Source organism: Pseudomonas sp. I2, assembly GCF_040984075.1.
Taxonomy (GTDB): Bacteria; Pseudomonadota; Gammaproteobacteria; order Pseudomonadales; family Pseudomonadaceae; genus Aquipseudomonas; species Aquipseudomonas guariconensis_B.
Genome location: NZ_JBCGFQ010000112.1, coordinates 1 through 1,660, shown reverse-complemented (window position 1 = coordinate 1,660; position 1,660 = coordinate 1). Strand labels below are relative to the sequence as shown.

The following is a 1,660-nucleotide window of genomic DNA, read 5'->3' as shown; positions in this document are numbered from 1 at the left end:
ATGCTCTGCTCCAGCGGGTAGCTTTCAGCGGTGGCGTTCCACGTGACCAGGGTGCGCTCGCGCTCGGCGGCCGCCAGCAATGGCAGTTCGGCCACCGGTTGTTGCGGTTGCTCGACGATGCCTTGCAGCAGGTTCAGCCAATGCTCACCCAGGCGCACGATGGTGGCCTGGTCGAACAGGTCAGTGGCGTAGATCAGCGAAGCGCTCAGCCCTTCATCGGTCTCGCAGGTGTCCAGGCTCAGGTCGAACTGCGTGGTGTCGTTGTCCCAGGCCATGGCCTGGACCGCCAAGCCTGGCACGGCGCGTACCGGCGCGAGCGCGGCGGCCTGGTGGTTGAACATCACCTGGAACAGCGGGCTGTGGCTGAGGCTGCGGGTCGGCGCCAGCGCATCCACCAGTTGCTCGAACGGCAGGTCCTGGTGCGCCTGGGCGCCCAGCGCAGCCTGACGCACCTGTTGCAGCAGCACGCCGAACGGCTGGCGTGGATCGATATCGGCACGCAGTACCTGGGTGTTGACGAAGAAGCCGATCAGCCCTTCGGTCTCGACCCGGTTGCGGTTGGCCACCGGCACGCCGACACGGATGTCGCGCTGGCCACTGTAGCGATGCAGCAAGGCCTGGAACGACGCCAGCAGCACCATGAACAGGGTCGCGCCCTGGCGGCGGGCCAACGCCTCGAGGCCGTCCTTCAACGCCGACGGCACGGCCAGGTCGAGCTGGGCGCCGCGGTAGCTCTGCTCGGCAGGACGCGGGCGGTCCAGCGGCAAGGCCAGCACATCCTGCTCGCTGCCCAGTTGCCCGACCCAGTAGGCCAGTTGCCGCTCACGCTCGCCAGCCTCCATCCATTCACGCTGCCAACGGGCGTAGTCGGCATATTGCAGCGCCAGGGCAGGCAGTGGGGCGGCATCGCCCTCGCGGTGGCGGGCATAGCTATCGATCAGTTCGCCGACCATCAGCTGCATGGACGCCGCATCCGAGACGATATGGTGCTGAGTCAGCACCAGCACCTGGTCGTCGGCCGCCAGCTCCAGCAGACGGGCCCGCAGCAGCGGGCCGCGGGCCAGGTCGAACGGCTGGCGGATCTCCTCAGCGACACGCGCCTGAAGGGTCGCCTCGTCCGCCAGTCGTTCATGGGCGATGGCCAGCGCAGCCGAGCGCTCGATCACCTGGACGATGCCCTCGTCGCTTTCGACGAAGCGAGTACGCAGGGCCTCATGACGCTCGACCAGCGCATCGAAGCTGTGTTGCAGCGCCGCACGATCGAGGCTGCCTTTCAGGCGCAGGACCATGGGGATGTGGTAGGCGCTGCTGTGTGGCTCCAGCTGCCAGAGGAACCATTGGCGTTGCTGGGCATAGGACACCGGCAACGCCGCATCGCGCGGCGTCGGCCGGATGGCCGGAGCCCGCGCCGCCAACGACGGGGCTGGCAGGCTGGCGACGAAGCCCTGCAGGCTGGCCTGCTCGAACAGCGTCTTGAGCGGTGCGTCGATGCCTAGCTCGCGCAGACGCGAAAACACCTGGGTAGCCAACAGCGAATGCCCGCCCAGTTCGAAGAAGTTGTCAGTCAGGCCGACTCGCTCAAGCCCGAGGACCTGCGCCCAGATTGCCGCGACCTGTTGTTCCAGTTCACTCTGCGGCGCCACATAGGCACGCTGCGATT

At 67.4% G+C, this 1,660-nt stretch carries 1 protein-coding gene; it reads right to left on the bottom strand.

What is annotated here, in order from left to right:
* On the bottom strand, window positions 1-1,660 hold a 1,660-nt coding region (locus WCE05_RS25760; protein WP_368816812.1), incomplete at both ends, for a condensation domain-containing protein.